The organism is Microbacterium halophytorum, from assembly GCF_002970975.1.
Taxonomy (GTDB): domain Bacteria; phylum Actinomycetota; class Actinomycetes; order Actinomycetales; family Microbacteriaceae; genus Microbacterium; species Microbacterium halophytorum.
Map to the genome: position 1 here is coordinate 129,385 of NZ_PNFA01000007.1, position 17,691 is coordinate 147,075.

Genomic DNA, 17,691 nt, shown 5'->3' on the forward strand with positions numbered 1-17,691 from the left:
TGAGCGTGCTGTGACGCCCCGCCCGGCGGGCAGGGCGCGCCCGGCGGGGCGGCGGCCTAGGGCGCGACGAGGTCGATCACGCGGCTGACGGCGAACTCGTAGCCGCGGATGCCCGCGCCGACGATCACGAACGACGCGACGTCGGAGAGGTAGGAGCGGTGTCGGAACTCTTCGCGCGCGTGCACGTTCGATAGGTGCACCTCGGCGAACGGCAGGGCGATGCCCGTGAGCGCATCGCGGAGGGCGACGGAGGTGTGCGTGAACGCACCGGGGTTGATCACGACGGCGTCGCACTCGAGGCGCGCCGCGTGGATCGCGTCGAGCAGCACGCCCTCGTGATTGCTCTGCACGTGACGCACGTCGAAGCCCCGCTCCGCCGCCGTGCGCTCGGCGAGCGCGACGACGTCGTCGAGGGTGTCGGTGCCGTATGTGGAGGGCTCCCGCACACCGAGCAGGTTCAGGTTGGGGCCGTTGACCAGCAGGATCCGCTTGTTCACGCCAGGTGCGCCTCTCTCTCGCCGTCGACCCCAGGCTATCGCGTACTGAGCGGCCTCCCAGGTTCCGGTGCGCTTCAGGCCCGCCCGCGTCCCTAGACTGGCCCCATGACTTCCGCCTCGCCCGCGAAGCCCCGCGCGGCCCACGGGCGCAGGCCTCGTCGGCCGCGCACCACGGTGCTCGGCGTCATCGGTGAGCTGTTCATCACGGCGGGCGTCGTGCTGCTGCTGTTCGTGGCCTGGCAGTTGTGGATCGGCGACATGATCTACGGCGCCGAGCGAAACGAGCAGGGCGCCGCGCTCTCGCAGGAATGGGCGGAGCAGGCCGAGCAGGAGCCGACCGAGCCGAGCGACGAGCCCGACCCGATCGCGGAGGGCGACATCCCGGCTGACTGGGAGCCGCCGCACATGGACGTGCCGGTGGACGGCGAGCGATTCGGCGTCATGCGGGTGCCCCGCTGGGGAGACGACTACGTCATGCCGATGGCGGGCGGTATCACGAAGCCGATCACGCTCGACCCGATCGGCATCGGCCACTACAGCGACACGGAGATGCCCGGAGAGGTCGGCAACTTCGCCCTCGCCGGCCACCGCACGACGTTCGGCAAGCCGTTCAACCAGATCGCGGAGCTGCAGGTCGGCGACGCGATCGTCGTCGAGACGCAGGACGGCTGGTACACCTACCGGTTCCGCACTCTCGAGTACGTCACGCCGGATCAGACCGACGTGCTGCTCGACGTGCCGCAGAAGCCGGACGTTCCCGCCGGCGGCCGATACATCACGCTGACGGCGTGCTCGCCGATGTACTCCCTCGCGGAGCGCATCGTGGCCTACGGTGTGCTCGAGTCGTTCCAGGAGCGCGCGGACGGCGAACCGGATTCCCTGACGGAGGGCGTGAGCTGATGTACGCAGGTCTCTGGCGCATCCTTCCCGGCCCGTGGCCGGTGAAGCTGCTGATCGTGCTCGTGCTGATCGCGGCGGCCCTCTACGGGCTGTTCTTCTACGTGTTCCCGTGGGTCGCCACGAATTTCGTGCCGGACGACGGCGTCATCGACGCCGCCGTCGCTCTGCGGTAGCGCACAGCGCCCTGCGGCGGGTGCCCGCGCTCAGCCGCTGCAGGTCGTCAGCTCGATCGACGAGCCGACCTCGACGTCGCCCGCGTCGAGCGACTGGTCGGAGACGGTGGCGGGGTCCGTCGCCTCGCACTCGCCGTCCTCCGCCGTCTCGACCGTGAGGCCGAGCGCCTCGAGGTCTTCGACCGCCGCGGCAACCGTGAACCCGGTGTAGTCGCTGATCGCGACCTCGCCCGTCGCGACGACGAGGTTCACGTCGCTTCCGGCCATGACCTCTTCGCCCGCGTCGGCGCTGGCGGAGAGCACGACGCCCTTCTCCGCCTCGGGGTCGTTCCGCGGGGTCACGATCCCGACGCCGAGGCCAGCCTCATCCAGGGCCTCCGCGGCGTCCTTCTGCGACTCGCCGACGAGCTCCGGCACCTCGACGCCCTCGAAGCCCTCCGACACCACGACCGTGATGCTGCCGCCGGGGCTCATCGAGGTCCCGACAGCGGGGTCGGTCCGGATGACCCGCCCCTCCGGCACGTCGCGGCTCGCCTCGTCGACCTCGGCGACGAGCAGGCTCAGCCCCTGGAGCTCCTCGATCGCCTGCTCGTGGTCGGACGCGATGACATCCGGAACGACGACGGCGTTCGTCGGCTCCGCCGAGAACGGCTGCAGCGTGACGACCCAGATCAGCAGCGACAGCACGATCACGCCGATGAAGGCGACGGCCGCCCAGATCCACGCGACGGGCGGGCCCTGCTGCGTGCGGACCATCGTGGTGTCGCTCGACAGCTGGCGAAGGGAGCGCTGCGTCTCCAGCGCCTGGCGCGGGTTGGGGCCGTACAGGGCGTCGGTGAGCGACGAGATCTGCCGGCGCGACGGCTCTCGCCCCGTGGCGGCGGCGTCGAGCTCCTCGCGGAACGTCGTCGCGTCGGGGAAGCGCTGGAACGGGTCCTTCGCGAGCGCGCGCAGTACGACGGCGTCGAGGCCGCCCGGCGACTCGGAGTTGATGCTGCTCGGGACGGTCGGCGTCTCGGCGACGTGCTGGTACGCCACCGCGACGGCGGAGTCGCCGTGGAACGGCGGTCGGCCGGCGAGCAGCTCGTAGAGCACGATGCCGGCGGAGTAGATGTCGGTGCGGGCGTCGATGGGCTCGCCCTTGGCCTGCTCGGGCGAGAAGTAGTCGGCGCTGCCGAGGACATCCGCGGCCTCGGCCACCGTCGAGGCGTGCTCGGCGACGGCGCGCGCGATGCCGAAGTCGAGCACCTTGACGCCCGAGTCGGTGATCATGATGTTGGCGGGTTTCAGGTCGCGGTGGATCACGCCGGCTCGGTGCGCGTACGCGAGCGCATCGAGCACCCCGTCGAGGTACTGCACGGCTTCCTGCGGCGCGACGGGACCGTACTCGAGCTTGTCGCTCAGGCGCGTGCCCTCGACGTGCTCCATGACGATGAACGGCGTCGTGACGTCGCGGGAGCCGACCTTCTCGACCACCTCGCCGGTGTCGTAGACGCGCGCGATCGAGGGGTGCGCCATGCGCGAGGCGGACTGGGCCTCGAGGCGGAAGCGATTGCGGAAGACGGTGTCGCGCGCGTACTCCTGCTTCAGCAGTTTGATCGCGATGGTGCGGCCGAGCTTCTCGTCCGTGCCGCGGTGCACACGCGTCATCCCGCCCTCGCCGATCAGTCCCTCGACCCGATAACGGCCGGCGAGGATGCGCGGCTCAGACGACACAGGACCCCCCTGAAGACTCATGACCGTTCCTCAGATTAGCCGAGGCGGGCCGTCGGGCCTGTGAAGGGGCAGTGTGGCGCGTAACGGAACGGTAATGCGCGACGGGTGCGGACGTCCTCGGACATCCGCACCCCTCGCGCCGTATGCTGCTCAGCCCTGGTTTCCGCTGTCGGTCGACGTGTCGTCGCCCGTGGCGTCGCCGCCGGTGCCTTCGCCGTCCGTGCCGTCGCCGTTCGTGCCGTCCTGCGTGCCCTGCACGCCGTCCGTGCCCCCGTCGCTGCCGTTGCCGTCGGTTCCGTTGCCGTTCCCGCCGCCATCGCTGTTGTCGCCGACGTTGCTGTCGGTGGTGCCGTCCGTACCGCCGTCGGTGTCGGGCTCCGGCTCCTCCGCCGGGGTCACGTCCGCCTGTGCTTCGCCGGACTCGGCGGTGCGGTTGTCTGCGCACGTCACGACGTACCGAGCGGTGACGGAATCGACGTTCTGATTGACGGTGAAGGGCGCGCTCGTCGTACCGGCGTCGAAGTCGCCCGACGTGGACGATTCGGCGAACACGCCGCCCTGCAGCGTCACGCGGTAGCTGCTGACTTCGCTGCCTGGGCACGAGAAGGCGGCCCAGCGGACCTCGCCCTGCTCGCCCGCCGTCAGCTCTCCGCCGAACGTCGGATCCTCGGGGGTCCCGAGAGCGGCGAGCTGGCCGTACACCCGCGCCGTGACGGAGGAGCCGGGCTCGACCGTGCCGCGCACCGACAGTTCGTAGATCTTGTCGACGTCGTCGGCGCTCGGCGCCGCGTCGCCTGTCTCGCAGCTGAGCTGGATGTCGGCGTCCTCGTTCTCCGCGACGGCAGCGAGGGCCTCGTCGCACGTCATTCCGACGAGGCCGAGCGCGTCGATGTCGACGCCGTCGGGCTCGGGCTCCGGCGACGGCGACTCCGTTTTGAGCGTCGCGTGCGGCGTCGGGGTGCTGTCGTCGGACAACAGAGACCACAGCGTGCCGCCGACGGCGATCACGAGCAGGACGATGAGCGCGATGAGCGGCCACGTCCACGGGCTGCGCTTCTTCTTCTTCTCGCCCGCCTCCTCGGCCTCCGCCGCATCCTCGTCGGAGGTCGGGAGGGGGTTCGTCGCCGGCAGCATCTGCGTCGCGGCGTCGTCGGTGTCGAGGAGCTGCGTGAAGCTGTCGTCGGCGAGGGCCGAGGAATCGGCGATGGCGGGCACGGCCGCGGCCGCGGCCGAGATGTCGCCGCGGATGAGGGCGTTGCAGGCGCGCGAGACCGCGGCGGCCGAGGTCGGGCGGTCCTCCGGCTTCTTCGCGATCATCGCCATGATGAGGTTCTGGACCGGCTTCGGGACCTCGGCCGAGAGCGGCGGCGGCGCGTCGTTGATCTGCGCCATCGCGATCGCGACCTGCGACTCTCCCGTGAAGGGGCGCTTGCCCGCGACGGACTCGTACGCGACGATGCCGAGCGAGTAGATGTCGGTCGCGGGGCTCGCCGGGTGGCCGGAGGCCTGCTCCGGCGAGAGGTACTGCACGGTGCCCATGACCTGGCCGGTCGCCGTCAGCGGCACCTGGTCGGCGATGCGGGCGATGCCGAAGTCGGTGATCTTGACGCGGCCGTCGGGGGTGATCAGCAGGTTGCCCGGCTTGATGTCGCGGTGCACGAGGCCCGCGGCGTGGGCGGCCTGGAGCGCCGAGGCGGTCTGCGCGATGATGTCGAGCGTGCGGTTCGGGTCGATCGCGTTCTCGCGCTCGAGGATCGTCGACAGGGCCTCGCCCGGCACGAGCTCCATGACGAGGAACGCGGAGCCGTCCTCCTCGCCGTAGTCGAACACGCTGGCGATGCCCTCGTGGTTGACGAGCGCGGCGTGCCGGGCCTCGGCGCGGAAGCGCTCGAGGAAGCCGGGGTCGCCCATGTACTCGTCTTTGAGGATCTTGATCGCGACCGTGCGCCCGATGACGTGGTCGGTCGCCTCCCAGACCTCGCCCATGCCGCCGATCGCGACACGCGAGCTCAGTTCGTAGCGTCCGCCGAACGTCACACCCTGTGATGGCCTCATCTGCCCAGCACCGCCTCCATGACCCGTTTTGCGATGGGCGCCGCGATCGTATCTCCGGAACCCGATTGTCCTTGGCCGCCGCCGTCTTCGACGACCACAGCGACGGCTACCTGCGGGTCGTCGGCGGGCGCGAACCCGGTGAACCACAGGCTGTACGGCTCGCCGTCGCCGTTCTCTGCGGTGCCCGTCTTCCCGCCGACGTCGACCCCGTCTATTCTTGCATTCCCGGCGACCCCGTCGTTCACGTTGTTCACCATGAGATCGGTCATCGTAGCCGCATCGTCGCCGCTGAGCGCCTGGTCGAAGACCGAGGGCTGCGTCGTGAGCTGGGCCGATAGATCCGGGCCGACGACCTCGTCGACCATCGTCGGATTCATCACGTCGCCGCCGTTGGCGATTCCCGCCGACACCATCGCGATCTGCAGCGGCGTCGCCGTGACCTGGCCCTGGCCGAAGCCGCTCAGCGCGGTCTGCGCGTCGTCGAGTTCGTCGACGGGGTAGTTCGACGCGGTCGACGGCAGCGGCGTCTCGAAGCTCGTGTTGAAGCCGTACTTCTGGGCCTCCTCGCGGAGCGCCTGGTCGCCGAGCTCCACCGCGAGCTCCGCCATCGGGATGTTGCAGCTCAGCCGCAGGGCATCCGCGATCGTGACCTCCTTGCCGCCGGCGCACTTGCCGCCGCCGGCGTTGCTGATCGGCGTGGAGGTGCCGGGCAGCGTGTAGCTGGCGACGTCGGGCAGCTTCGATTCCGGCGTGAACTCGCCCGACGACAGGGCGGCCGAGACCGTCACGAGCTTGAAGGTCGACCCCGGCGGGTTCAGGTCGCCCGCGATGGCGCGGTTCGACAGCGGCTTGGACTCGTCGGCGAGCAGCTGGTCGTAGGCGGCGTTCGTCGCGTCGGCGTCGTGCGTCGCGAGCGCGTTGGCGTCGTAATCGGGCGTCGAGACCATCGCGAGGATGCGCCCCGTGTCGGGCTCGATCGCGACGACGCCGCCCGTGTACCCGGCCTCGGTCATGGCGTCGTACGCCGCCTTCTGGGCATCCGGATCGAGGCTCGTCCGCACCGACGAGCCCTGCGGATCCTGACCCGTGAAGATCCGCTCCATCCGCGAGAAGAACGCGGAGGACCCCGTGCCGGAGAGCTCCTGGCTCATGGCCGCTTCCAGGCCGGTGGCCGAACGCAGCACCGGGTTCAGGTAGCCGGTCGCGGCCGCCCACATCTCGGAGTCGGGGTACTGGCGCTGCCACGCGTAGATGTCGTCGCTCGGCACCGAGGTCGCGATCTCCTGGCCGCCCGCGATGATCGAGCCCCGCTGCACCTCGAAGCTGTCGTAGAGGGTGCGGGTGTTCTCGGGGTTCGCGTTCAGCTCATCGGCGCTGACCACCTGGATCACGCTCGTCGAGACGAACAGCGTGATGAACATCAGGATCACGATGGTCGTGAGCCGGCGCAGTTCCTTGGTCATCCGATCACCGCCCTCGGCTGTTGGCGCACGGCATCGCTGATGCGCAGGAGCAGTGCGATGATGATCCAGTTCGCGAGCAGGGACGAGCCGCCCGCCGCCAGGAACGGCGTCGTCAGGCCCGTCAGCGGGAGCACGCGGGTGACGCCGCCGACCATGATGAACACCTGCAGGGCGAGCGTGAACGACAGCGCCGTCGCCAGCAGCTTGCCGAAGTCGTCCTGCCCTGCGACACCGATCCGGAGCCCTCGACCGATGAGCACGAGGTAGAGGGCGAGGATGGCGAATAGGCCGACGAGGCCGAGCTCCTCGCCGAGCGACGGGATGATGTAGTCGCTCTGCGAGACGGGTGTGATCCACGGCCGGCCCTGGCCGAGGCCCGTGCCGAAGAAGCCGCCGTGGGCGAGGCCGAAGATGCCCTGCACCAGTTGGTAGCTGCCGCCGTCGCGGCTGTAGATCTCGGGGTCGAAGGCGTGCAGCCAGTTGTCGAAGCGCCAACCGACGTACTCCATGAAGCGCGAGGCGACGATCGCGCCGCCCACCGCGAGGAACACACCGATCAGCATCCACCCGGTCTTGCCGGTCGCGACGTACAGCGTCGCGACGAACATGCCGAAGATCAGGATGCCGGTGCCGAGGTCGCGCTGGATGACGATGATGCCGAGCGAGATGAGCCAGATGACGAGCACGGGGCCGAGCTCGCGGGCCCGCGGGAACGTGAAGCCCAGCACGCGCTTGCCCGTCGTGGCGAGGCTCTCGCGCGTGCGCACGAGGTAACCGGCGAAGAAGATCGCGAGGCAGATCTTGGCGATCTCGCCCGGCTGGAAGCTGAAGCCCGCGATCGAGATCCACACCTTCGCGTTTCCGCCGCCGTTGAGGAACGGGATGAACGGCAGCAGGAGCAGGACGATGCCCGCGAAGCCGAAGACGTAGGTGTAGCGGAACAGGATGCGGTAGTTCGACAGGAACCAGACGAGGGCGATGGCGAGGACGAGCGAGATCGCGGTGAAGATGATCTGGCTCGTGCCCGCGCCGGGGTCGGTACCCGGCGCCTCCGAGAGGCTGATGCGGTAGATCTCGGCCGTTCCGAGGCCCGTGAGCAGATAGCCGATCGGCAGCAGCAGCGGGTCGGCGTTGGGCGCCTTGATGCGCAGCATGACGTGCAGCACGAGCGCGAGGAGCGCGAGGAGACCCGAATAGACGAGCTCCGTCTGCTCCAGGTGCCCGATCGCGCCGAACTGCACGAGCGCCATGGCGACGAGCGACAGGCCGATCGCGAACAGCAGCAGGAGCAGCTCGCGGTTGCGCCGGGGCGCGGGCCTGCGCACGCGGCGCAGCGCCTTGAGCACCGCGGTGTCTGCGGTGACGTCCGTGGTCATCAGCTGTCACCCCCGTCATCCGGTGCGTCGGCGGGCGGATCGGAATCCTCCGGCGTCGGCTCCCCGTCGGTCGACTGCTCGGTCTCGTCGGGCTCCGGCTCGACCGTCTCGTCGTCCGCCGGGAGGTTCTGCTCCAGCCGCCCGACGATCTCCTCGGCCTGCTCGAGGGAGCGCGCCGAGATGGTCTGCTCGACGAGCCGCAGGTTCGCCGGGGTCAGGTCGTCCAGCGGGATGTCGGTGTCGTCGTACACCGACGCGAACGAGATCGGGCCGGCGTTGGCCTGGATGCCCTGGTAGATCACGACGCTGTCCTCGTCGGCCCCGACGAAGTAGCGCGTCTGGGTCCATTTCGTGAAGCCCCAGAACGCCGCGACGACGAGCGCGACGATCAGCACGACGGTGCTGATGCCGACGATGCGGCGGCGCTTCGCGCGGCGCTTGTCCTCGGCGATCAGCTCTTCGAGGTACTCGGTGTCCGGTTCGAAGTGGCTCGGCTCGTTCGCCGCCTGGTTGCGCGGGTGCAGCCATCCGGTGCCGAGGGGGCGCTTCGCGGCGGGAAGGTTGATGCCCTGCGGGTTCGAGGCCGACCCGACGATGGCGGGTGCCCCGCTGAGCACGGGGTGGCGGCCGCCGACGTCGACGATGACGATCGTGACGTTGTCGGGGGCGCCGCCGTCGAGCGCCTGCTTCAGCAGGCCGTCGGCCGTGCGGCCGGGCGTCTCGTCGCGGCGGAGCGCTCGCTTCAGGTGCGGTTCGTCGACGACGCCGGAGAGGCCGTCGGAGCACAGGATGAAGCGGTCGCCCTGCTGGGTCGGCATGATGATCGTGTCGACCTCGGGGTGCGCGTCCATGTCGCCGAGGACGCGCATCAGCACCGAGCGGCGCGGGTGGTAGCGCGCCTCCTCCGGGGTGATGCGGCCGGAGTCGACGAGGCGCTGCACGAAGCTGTGGTCGGTCGTGACCTGCGCGAGCGCGCCGTCGCGCCAGAGGTAGATGCGCGAGTCGCCGATGTGCGCGATGACGGCGTAGTCGTCGACCATCGCGATCGCGCTGACGGTGGTGCCGAGGCCGGCGAGCTCGGGTCGCCGCTTGGCGATCTCGATGAGGTCGAGCGCCGTCGAGCTGACGGTGTCGCGCAGCGTGTTCTCCGCGTCCTGCGGTGACTCGTAGGCGTGGTCGAGAGGTTCGAGTTTGTGCACGGCGACGCTCGAGGCGACGTCACCGCCCGCGTGGCCGCCCATGCCGTCGGCGACGACGAACAGGTTCGACCCGGCGTAGCCGGAATCCTGGTTGTTCGACCGGACCTTCCCGGTGTGGGAGATCGCGGCGCTCGAGCCCTCGAAGACCATGGGCGAGGGTTACTTCCTCAGCTCGAACGTCGTCGCGCCGACCTTGATCGGCGTGCCGATCTGCACGGCCGCTGGCTGCGACGGCGAGACCTTCTCGCCGTCGAGCATCGTGCCGTTCGTCGAGTCGAGGTCCTGGATCATCCACTGGTCGCCCCACAGCACGAGGCGGGCGTGGTGACCGGAGGTGTAGTCGTCGCGGATGACGAGGCCGGCCTCGCTCGAGCGCCCGATCGTGAGGGGCTCGGCTCCCAGCGGGACCTCGAGCCCCGCCTTCGGCCCCGAGGTGATGACGATGCGGCTCACCGACGACGTCGTCGCGGGGCCGGTCGCCGCGACGTGCGGGGTCGGGCGCGGCGGCGTCGCGGGCGCCGGGGTGGCCGCGGGAGCGGCGGCCGGCGCCTTCGACCGGGAGGGCTCCGGCAGCTTTCGCGCCCTGGAGCCGAACAGGTCGGCGCGCAGCGAGAACACCACGGCGAGCACGAACAGCCACATCACGAGGAGGAAGCCGCCCCGGAGCAGCAGCAGGGTGAGTTCGCTCATCGGCGGGGGTCCTCCGCGTCGAAGATCTGGGTCGCCGCGTCCTGGGGGCCGCGGCGCGGGGCCGCGGCGCGCGGCACCACACGGAAGACGATATCGGTTCTGCCGATCCGGATGACGGAGCCGGAGGCGAGCGGCGCCTTCTTGACGGGCGCACCGTCGAGCTTCGAGCCGTTCGTCGAGCCGAGGTCGCGCACCATCGCGGAGGTGCCGTCCCACAGGATCTCGACGTGCTTGCGGCTCGTGCCGGTGTCGGCGATCGTGATGTCGGCGTCGCTGCCGCGACCGATGACGGTGCGTGCGGCCGTGAGCGTGTGCTCGCGACCGTTGATGCTGACGACGGCCTGCCACGACACCTGCGCGCCCTCGGCGGCCGCGGATTCGATCCGGATCGTGCCGGCCGACACCTCGTCGTCGGGGCGGATGCGGATGCGCACGGCACCCGCGAAGCTGTAGCCCTGCTTGGCGGCATGCTTCGCGACGACCTCGTTCAGCTCGGTGCTGAGGCTCGGCCCGATGCGCGCCATCTGATCGGAGTCGGATGGGTGCAGCAGCACCGTGAAGTCGTTCGGCGCGAGGATGCGGTCGCGGCTGACGACGGCGGCCTCTCGGTCGAGCTCCCCGCGCAGGGCGGACGCGATCTCGACGGGCTGAACGCCGCTGCGGAAGGTCTTCGCGAACGCGCCGTTGACGGCGCGCTCGAGGCCCTTCTCAAAGCTGTCCAGTAGTCCCACGCGGGTTCTCCGTCCGTTCGTGTGTGGCCCATCGTAGCCAGACGCGGTGCCGAGAGCCTGAAGAGGCGCGGAAGTCAGGCGCGCGGAAGCGAACGGCCGGCGACGGGGGCTCCGGCCCGCGGCAGATCCTCCGAGCCGCGGCGTAGCCGGCTCGGTTCTGCCGTGCCCGGCCGATCCTGCCGCGGTTCGGCACCCGACGAACCCGCGGTCGGAGCCCGCGACGCGCCGGACCGGGCGACGTGCTGGCCTGATTCGTGCGCACACCTGGTGCCGTGTTAGGATCTTCAGGTTGAGATCGAGCAGGAATGCTCGGCTCGCGCGAGTGGCGGAATTGGTAGACGCGCTGGCTTCAGGTGCCAGTGTCCTTACGGACGTGGGGGTTCAAGTCCCCCCTCGCGCACACGAATGAACGGCCCCTGATCCGGATCTCTCCGGGCAGGGGCCGTTCGCGTTTGTGATTCAGCCTGCGACCCGGATTTGTGTCGTTGTCGGCGAATGGCGGAGCAAACGCCGACAACGACACAAATCCGCGGCGGACCGGGAATGTCAGTGGACGTCGCGGAGAGCACTCACCCAGGGATCATCCCGGCGGCGATCGAGCGCAGCGCGGAGAGATGCCGTGCGAAGGCGCGCTCGCCCTTGGCTGTGGCCTGGATCCATGTTCTGGGCCGATTGCCGACGTACCCCTTGGTCGTTCTCACGTAACCCGCCTTCTCCAGGTGGGAGACGGCTTTGCTGAGCGACGAGTCGTCGGCCTCGAGCGTATCGCGGAGGGTGCTGAAGTCGATCTCCGTGCGTCGCCCGAGAGCGGCCATCACCGAGAGCCGCATCGGGGTCTGGAAGGCGGCGTCGAGCTCGTGCCGAGGATGCGCCATCAGCGCTCTCGCTGGTCACTGCGTCGGGGGAGGAATGCCGCGACGCCCATGACGAGGAAGACGAGCGCGCCGGCCGCCGCGTTGTGCCCGGTGCCGAACCAGGTGGTGAACGTCGTCAGGAGCACGCAGACGAACACGATCGCGGAGCTCGTTCCGAACGACACCCAGTGGATGAGGTGCCACTGGTAGCCCGCCCGAGGGAGCCCGTACGAGGAGCGCCAGCTGGCGAGGACGACGATCAAGAACACCATGGCGATGGCGCCGGAGACGGCGGCGGCGAGCGTGATCGCAGAACTCGCGAGCAGCAGGCCGATCGCCGCTCCGAGGAGAACGGTCATGAGGCGGGCGGCTCCGCTGAGAGGCGAATCGCCCCACGAAGCGGGGGAGCGGGGCGAGGACGTCACGAGATGACGAACCGGCGATGCCGCCATCGTGAGAAGGAGCACAACGGGGACGAGCATGTTCAGCCATCGCGGGTATGCGATGCCCGCGATGTCCAGTACGCCCGCCGCGATGAAGCCGGCCGCTGCGAGGCCGTAGAGACACCAATACAGGGTCGAAGGTCTGGTGCGGATGCGGAAGCGCTCGCGCGCCCCGCTGTGGAGAGCGCTGAAAGCGATCACGGGCGTCATCATCACCCAGGTCGCCGAATAGCCGCCGGATCGTTCGGAGACGTCCTCGGTCGTGGAATCCCCGAACGTAGCGAGGAAGACGGCGACATAGACCGAGATCAGAATCGCCGACCACAGCATCAGCCACCAGTACGCGCGGGACGGCGCGCGCTCACTCGCGCTGCGCTCCAACCGCGCGAGCTCTTGGAGCCGCCTGTTCGCCAGGGTTGCCGTGTCGCCTGTACTTTCCATGTGGCAAGTATGCCGAATGCCGCGGCCGGAGGCACCCACCTCGGAGAGATCGCGTGCGGCGCACCGCCCCTTCCGTCGCTCCCGATGCGTCCGCAGAGGCGTCCGCTTGGTGCTCCGACGCGTTCGAATCGCATGGACGCCGTGAGCGTTGCGACTTCGACCGTTCCTGCTGGGGTACGCGGGGCCCCGCCAGCCCTGCGCTGCGCGATGACGGCTTACCGCGGGATGTCGCGCTTCCGGAAGCCGATGAAGCCCGCCGCGGCGAGCACGGCGGCGACGGCGACGAGCGTCCATTCGGCCGCCGCTGACACGTCGTCGACAGGCACCTGGCCGATGGCGCTCATCGGGGAGATGCTCATCGCCCAATCGGGCAGTGACAGCACGTCGCCGAGGAACGCGACCAGGAGGATGTAGCCGAACACCGCCCAGAGCGCGACGCCGGCCCTCGGCAGCAGCCCGAACAGCGCGACCCCGAACGCGGCCACGACGAGCACGACCGGCAGGTACGCCGTCGATGCGAACACCAGGCCTTCGCCGGCGGATCCGCCCGTCCACGACAGGCCCAGGCCGCCCGCGATCACGGCCACCGCGGCGACGGCGGTCGCGACGCCGGCGTGTGCGGCGAGCCACCCGGTTCGCGACACCTGCCGCGCGAGCGTCGGCTCGAGCCTGCCCCCGGTCTCCTCCGCGCGCAGCCTCGAGATCCCCTGCCCGAGGCATCCGAGCGCCATGACCACGGCCGTGATGAGGCAGAACGCCAGGTACGCCTGCTCGGCCGAGTCGCCGCCGCCCAGGAAGCCGGCGAGGTCGGGGTTCCCCGCGAGCACGTCGGCGATGTCCTCCGTGAAGGCGCCGAAGACCGCGGCGACCGCGAACGTCCCGGCGACCCACGCCGCGCCGGATCCCGCGGCGTCCTGCACGGCGACGCCGAGCGTCGTGCGCAGCATCCGACCCGCGCGCACGGGGCCTCGGCGGGAGCCGAACAGGGCGGCCCCCAGGTCTCGGCGGCCCGCGAGCACGAGACCCGCACCGATCAGGAGGGCGGCGACCAGCAGCGACAGCCCCAGCGGCCACAGCCGCAGCTCGTCGGTGAACGGTCGCGGCTCCTGCTGCCACGCGAGGGGCGACAGCCACTTCCACCCCGTGTCGCGCACGTCGCCGATCGCCCGCGTCGCATAGGCCGCGCCGAGCAGCACGATGCCGATGCCCGTGACGGTCGATGCCCTGCGCACGAGCTGCCCGACGAAGGCCGCGACGCCGGCGAACACGATGCCGAGGAGCGCGACCCCTGCGCCGTAGACGAGGGCGGCGTCGACGGGTTCGCCGAAGCCGATCAGCGTCGCCGCCAGGATCGCCCCGAGGACGGCCAGGTCGGCCGCGGTCAGGAGCACGGCGGCCGACCAGGGCGCCCTGGCGCCCACCCTGCGGGAGCGCAGCAGCTCGAGCAGCCCTCGCTCCTCCTGCGCCCTCGTGTGCCGATTGACGAGCAGCAGCCCCATCAGGGGCACGGCCAGCGCGATCACGAACCCGTACTCGTTCGCCGCGACCCCGCCGAGCGTGTCGGCGCCGTACGCCGTGCCGTTGATCGCCGACATCGCGGGGTCCTCCGTGAGCACCTCGTAGCCGGCGAGCTTCTCCGGGGTGTCGTAGAGGTCGTTCACGGCGGCGACGGTGGCCGCGTACCCGCCTCCCAGCGCCGCGATCCAGATCGCCGCCGCGAGCCATCCGGTGCGGATCTGCATCCGGATGATCGCACCGAAGCCCGTGCCCCCGCTCGTCATCGCGCGCCCTCGTAGGCGTCGAGGAAGAGCTCGTCGAGGCTGGGCGGCCGCACCGTCAGCGCCGAGACGCCGAGCGCGAGGATGCCCGGCAGCACCCGGTCGAGCGCCGCGGGGTCGACGGAGAACTCCAGCTCGCTGCCGTCGCCGGCCGGCGCCACCGTCAGGCCGCTGATCGCCGGGTCGTCGAGGGGCGGCGCCGGGGCGTCCGTCACGGCATGCACGGTCGTGCGCGACATCCGCCGCAGTTCCGCGACGCTGCCTGACTGCACGACGCGGCCGTGCCGGATGATCGTGACGCGCTCGCACAGCGCGTCGACCTCGCTGAGGATGTGGCTCGACAGCAGCACCGACGTGCCGGCGGCGGCGCGCTCGGCCACGCATTCGCGGAACACCTGCTCCATGAGGGGGTCGAGGCCCGACGTCGGCTCGTCGAGGATGAGCAGGTCGGCGCGCGAGGCGAAGGCCGCGATCAGGGCGATCTTCTGCTTGTTGCCCTTCGACGCGTCCCGCACGCGCTTGGACGGATTGAAGTCGAACCGTTCGGTCAGCTGGGCGAGCCGCTCCTCGTCGAGCGGCGGCCCGGACGAGGCCAGCAGGTCGATGCACTGCCCGCCCGTCAGGCGGGGCCACAGCTCGACCTCGCCGGGCACGTACGCCAGCCGCGAGTGCAGCGCGACGGCGTGCCGCCAGGGGTCCCGGCCGAACAGCCGGGCGGTTCCGGATGTGCGCTTCAGCAGCCCGAGCACGATCCGGATCGTCGTCGACTTGCCCGCTCCATTCGGCCCTAGGAATCCCAGCACCTCGCCCTCGTCGAGCTCGAGGTTCAGGCCGTCGAGCGCCCTGACCTTCCCGAACTGCTTGCTGAGCCCTGCGAGCTCGATGACGGCCGACATGTGCGTCCTCCCGTGCGAAGCGGATGCTCCGAGCGTAGCGAGCGCCCTGTCGGACGGGGGGTGCATCCTCGAACGGCGCAGGGCCATCGCGTGCGTCAACCCGCGAGCAGCTTGCCGATGACGCGCGCGCCGTCGGGGAACGCGCCGGGGTCGGCACCGGAGTAGTTCAGTCGGAGGTAGCGCCCTGGCGGCTCCGCCGGGAACCAGTCGTCGCCGGCGGCGACCCTGACGCCCTCCGCCTCGCAGTCGCGCACGAGCTGCGCGACATCCGTGTCGTCGGGGAGCCGGAGCCAGAGGTTCAGCCCGCCGCTGGGGATCGACTCGAGGTGCGTCGTCGGAGCGTGCTCTTCGATGGCGTCGACGAGCAGATCGCGGCGGGACGCGAGCTGCCCGCGCAGCGATCGCAGGTGCGTTCGCCAAGCGGGCTGCGTTACGACATCGAGCGCGACGGTCTGGAGCACCCCGCTGACGTACATGGCGTGCGCCTGCGCGTCCGCGAGGATGCGCTCGCGGGCGGGCCCGCGAGCGATCAGCCCGGCCACGCGCACAGACGGCGCGACGCTCTTCGTGAGCGACCGGATGTACACGACGTGTCCGCCGTCGTCGCGGGCGGCGAGCGGTGCCGGATCGGTCGTGATGCCGAAGTCGTGCGCCCAGTCGTCTTCGATGAGAAAGGCCCCGTTCTCCCTCACGATGCGCAGCACGGCGTCCGCGAGCTCGGGCGCCCACTGCGCCCCGTTCGGGTTCGCGAAGTTCGGCTGCGCGTAGAACGCGCGTGCGCCTGTCTGGGCGAACGCGCGCTCGACGTCAGCGGGGTCGGGGCCGTTCGGGCCGCTGGGGATCGGCACGAGCTGAACGCCGACCTGCGCGGCGGCGAGCGTCGCGCCCCAGTAGGTCGGCGACTCGATGAGCAGAGGGCGCCCTGCGCCGACGAGCGAGCGGAACAGGCTGCCGAGGCCGCTCTGGCTTCCGGGCACGATCACCACGTCACTCGCGGTGGGCGCCGCCAGCCCGGTGGGGGTCGCATTCGCGAGCTCGGCCGCGAACCACGACCGCAGCTCGGGCATCCCCGCGGCGGGCGGGCGGTTCAGCGCGGCTTCGCTGCGCGCTGCCCGCGCGAACGCGGCCCGCACGAGGCGCTCGGGGAGCAGCTCCTTGTCGGGGTAGCCGGAGTGCAGCGCGATCACGTCGTTCGAGGCAGCTCGAAGCGCGACGGATGCCGCGGGAAGGTGCTGCTGCGGGGACCCGAGGGCGGCGGTCTGCCACCCGTAGTCGTTCGGCCGCGCGGTGCGGGCCGCGCGGACGAAAGTGCCTACACCAGGGCGCGACTCGATCGCGCCCTGGTCGATGAGCGCCTTGAGTGCCTTCTGCACGGTGACGGGGCTTGCCTCGAACTGCGCGACGAGTGACCGGGTCGAAGGAAGTCGGGCACCTGCGGGAGCGGACGCGACCCACTCGCGGAGTGCGGCGACGATCCGGTCACTGCTACTCTCGTTCATGAGACAGAACGATACCGCTACTCTGGGCGTTGCGACGCCGCTACTGAGATCTCGCATCGGCCTCTGGTGGGGCCTGCTCGGTGTCCTCGCCTTCTCGTTCACAGTGCCGCTCACGCGAGTCACGGTCGAGAGCGGTCACATGTCGCCGCTGTTCGTCGGAGCCGGGCGAGCTGCGGTCGCCGCGCTGCTGGCCGCGGTCGCGCTGCTCCTCGCCCGCCAGCCGTTCCCGCGCGGTCGGCAATGGGTCGGCGTCGCCGTGGTCGCCGCCGGCGTGGTCGCCGGCTTCCCCCTGCTGACCTCGTTCGCGCTCGAGACCGCATCGGCGAGCCACGGGGCGGTCGTGATCGCGCTGCTGCCCGCCGCCACCGCCGTGGCCGCGGTGCTGCGCACCGGCGAACGCCCGGCCCGCGCGTTCTGGATCGCGGCGGCCGTCGGCGCCGTCGCGGCCGTCGGGTTCGCGGTGATCGAGGGTGGGGGCTTCGACGGTCTGCGCTTCTCCGATGCACTGCTGTTCGCGGCCGTCGCCGCCTGCGCGATCGGCTACGCCGAGGGCGGGCTGCTTTCGCGAGAGCTGGGCTCGTGGCAGACGATCTCGTGGGCGCTCGTGCTCGCCTCGCCGCTGATGATCGTGTTGATGATGATCTCGGTCGCGCAGCATCCCCCGACGGCCGCGCCGATCGAGTGGGCGGCGTTCGCCTATCTCGCCGTGGTGAGCATGTTCCTGGGGTTCTTCGCCTGGTACCGCGGCCTGGCCATCGGCCCGATGGCTCGGGTCAGCCAGGTGCAGCTCACCCAGCCCGTGATGAGCATCCTGTGGGCCAGCCTGTTGCTGGGCGAGCGGATCGGATGGCCCACTCTCGTCGGCGGTCTCGCCGTTGTCGGCTGTGCGCTCCTCGCGGTCCGGGCCAGGGGCCGGGTTCGGCACCGCTGACGCGTGGGCCGGGCGCGCCTCGTCCCCTCGCCGCCGCGGCGGCTCGTCG

Annotated in this window: 16 protein-coding genes and 1 tRNA gene; 4 read left to right on the forward strand and 13 right to left on the reverse strand. The window is 70.7% G+C overall.

The window, feature by feature from the left end:
• Nucleotides 1–56: 56 nt before the first annotated feature.
• The gene (gene aroQ, locus C0010_RS08985; protein WP_105566736.1) at nt 57–497 is read right to left on the reverse strand and encodes a type II 3-dehydroquinate dehydratase; all 441 of its coding nucleotides are present in this window, start codon (nt 495–497) and stop codon (nt 57–59) included.
• A gap of 105 nt (nt 498–602) precedes the next feature.
• On the opposite strand from aroQ, the gene C0010_RS08990 reads away from it, so the two are divergent.
• Both C0010_RS08990 and C0010_RS15140 read left to right on the forward strand, forming a co-directional pair.
• Complete coding sequence (locus C0010_RS08990; protein WP_105566737.1) at nt 603–1,397, forward strand: class E sortase; 795 nt, start codon at nt 603–605, stop codon at nt 1,395–1,397.
• Entirely contained in the window at nt 1,397–1,570 is a 174-nt protein-coding gene (locus tag C0010_RS15140; RefSeq protein ID WP_174150282.1) for a hypothetical protein, read from the forward strand. The genes C0010_RS08990 and C0010_RS15140 overlap by 1 nt, the downstream gene beginning before the upstream one ends.
• Nucleotides 1,571–1,600: 30 nt before the next feature.
• Here C0010_RS15140 and pknB read toward each other — a convergent pair whose 3' ends face one another.
• The 7 genes from pknB to C0010_RS09025 form a co-directional block, all read right to left on the reverse strand.
• Nucleotides 1,601–3,307, reverse strand: a complete 1,707-nt coding sequence (gene pknB / locus C0010_RS08995) for a Stk1 family PASTA domain-containing Ser/Thr kinase (RefSeq protein WP_174150284.1) — start codon at nt 3,305–3,307, stop codon at nt 1,601–1,603.
• Nucleotides 3,308–3,436: 129 nt separating this feature from the next.
• Nucleotides 3,437–5,341, reverse strand: coding sequence for a protein kinase domain-containing protein (locus C0010_RS09000; protein WP_105566739.1), 1,905 nt, complete (start codon nt 5,339–5,341; stop codon nt 3,437–3,439).
• The gene (locus tag C0010_RS09005; RefSeq protein WP_105566740.1) at nt 5,338–6,804 is read right to left on the reverse strand and encodes a peptidoglycan D,D-transpeptidase FtsI family protein; all 1,467 of its coding nucleotides are present in this window, start codon (nt 6,802–6,804) and stop codon (nt 5,338–5,340) included. The genes C0010_RS09000 and C0010_RS09005 overlap by 4 nt, the downstream gene beginning before the upstream one ends.
• Entirely contained in the window at nt 6,801–8,180 is a 1,380-nt protein-coding gene (locus C0010_RS09010; RefSeq protein ID WP_105566741.1) for an FtsW/RodA/SpoVE family cell cycle protein, read from the reverse strand. Before C0010_RS09010 ends, C0010_RS09005 begins: the two co-directional genes overlap by 4 nt.
• Nucleotides 8,180–9,529, reverse strand: a complete 1,350-nt coding sequence (locus C0010_RS09015; protein WP_105566742.1) for a PP2C family protein-serine/threonine phosphatase — start codon at nt 9,527–9,529, stop codon at nt 8,180–8,182. Before C0010_RS09015 ends, C0010_RS09010 begins: the two co-directional genes overlap by 1 nt.
• Before the next feature lie 9 nt (nt 9,530–9,538).
• Nucleotides 9,539–10,069 (reverse strand): FHA domain-containing protein FhaB/FipA, encoded by a 531-nt coding sequence (locus C0010_RS09020; RefSeq protein ID WP_105566743.1) that lies wholly within the window; start codon nt 10,067–10,069, stop codon nt 9,539–9,541.
• Nucleotides 10,066–10,800 carry an FhaA domain-containing protein gene (locus C0010_RS09025; RefSeq protein ID WP_105566744.1) on the reverse strand — a complete coding sequence of 245 codons (735 nt, stop codon included), beginning with the start codon at nt 10,798–10,800 and terminating at the stop codon, nt 10,066–10,068. Before C0010_RS09025 ends, C0010_RS09020 begins: the two co-directional genes overlap by 4 nt.
• Nucleotides 10,801–11,116: 316 nt before the next feature.
• Between C0010_RS09025 and C0010_RS09030 the strand changes: the two genes are divergently transcribed.
• A tRNA-Leu gene (locus C0010_RS09030) sits at nt 11,117–11,200 on the forward strand.
• Between the two features lie 169 nt (nt 11,201–11,369).
• Here the strand turns inward: C0010_RS09030 and C0010_RS09035 are convergent.
• The 5 genes from C0010_RS09035 to C0010_RS09055 all read right to left on the reverse strand — a co-directional run bounded on the left by C0010_RS09035 (nt 11,370) and on the right by C0010_RS09055 (nt 16,711).
• Nucleotides 11,370–11,675 (reverse strand): transcriptional regulator, encoded by a 306-nt coding sequence (locus tag C0010_RS09035; RefSeq protein ID WP_105566745.1) that lies wholly within the window; start codon nt 11,673–11,675, stop codon nt 11,370–11,372.
• Nucleotides 11,675–12,538, reverse strand: coding sequence for a hypothetical protein (locus C0010_RS09040; protein WP_158685404.1), 864 nt, complete (start codon nt 12,536–12,538; stop codon nt 11,675–11,677). Before C0010_RS09040 ends, C0010_RS09035 begins: the two co-directional genes overlap by 1 nt.
• A gap of 215 nt (nt 12,539–12,753) precedes the next feature.
• The gene (locus C0010_RS09045; protein ID WP_105566747.1) at nt 12,754–14,319 is read right to left on the reverse strand and encodes an ABC transporter permease; all 1,566 of its coding nucleotides are present in this window, start codon (nt 14,317–14,319) and stop codon (nt 12,754–12,756) included.
• Nucleotides 14,316–15,212 (reverse strand): ABC transporter ATP-binding protein, encoded by an 897-nt coding sequence (locus tag C0010_RS09050; RefSeq protein ID WP_105566748.1) that lies wholly within the window; start codon nt 15,210–15,212, stop codon nt 14,316–14,318. Before C0010_RS09050 ends, C0010_RS09045 begins: the two co-directional genes overlap by 4 nt.
• Nucleotides 15,213–15,307: 95 nt before the next feature.
• Entirely contained in the window at nt 15,308–16,711 is a 1,404-nt protein-coding gene (locus tag C0010_RS09055) for an aminotransferase-like domain-containing protein (RefSeq protein WP_105566749.1), read from the reverse strand.
• Between C0010_RS09055 and C0010_RS09060 the strand changes: the two genes are divergently transcribed.
• The gene (locus C0010_RS09060) at nt 16,710–17,642 is read left to right on the forward strand and encodes a DMT family transporter (protein WP_105566750.1); all 933 of its coding nucleotides are present in this window, start codon (nt 16,710–16,712) and stop codon (nt 17,640–17,642) included. The genes C0010_RS09055 and C0010_RS09060 overlap by 2 nt on opposite strands.
• The last annotated feature ends 49 nt before the right edge of the window (nt 17,643–17,691 follow it).